This window comes from Enterobacter cloacae complex sp.6700776 (assembly GCF_048284255.1).
Lineage (GTDB): Bacteria > Pseudomonadota > Gammaproteobacteria > Enterobacterales > Enterobacteriaceae > Enterobacter > Enterobacter intestinihominis.
On sequence record NZ_JBLVYK010000176.1, the window covers coordinates 1 to 302 of the forward strand.

General features: G+C 38.1%; 1 protein-coding gene. It reads right to left on the reverse strand.

The genetic code is table 11. The annotated features are described in order from the left end of the window. Window positions 1–68: 68 nt before the first annotated feature. On the reverse strand, window positions 69–302 hold a 234-nt coding region (locus ACNQ0T_RS23775; RefSeq protein ID WP_417930452.1), incomplete at its 5' end, for a hypothetical protein.

Consider the following 302-nt stretch of genomic DNA (forward strand, 5'->3'; position numbering starts at 1 on the left):
GTTTTAAGGAGATATGTTATGCCTTTTTCTATCATGTCATGTTTTCGAGGTAGCACCCCGACAGGTCCTCACATCTCATCACCAATTCCGCCAAAACCACCAAAAGCATTAGCAACGCTCGATACAACAACTCTTGATGGGAAAACGCCATTAATTAAACGAGTATCACAAATCGAATATTCGTTACACACGAGCTCAACAGGTAAAACTCTTTCTTTTGTTGAAACCGAGTTAACATGGTTAAGTAAACTCAATAATGTAACAGGAGAATCAAAAACAACCTCGTAGATTAAGATAGGTAT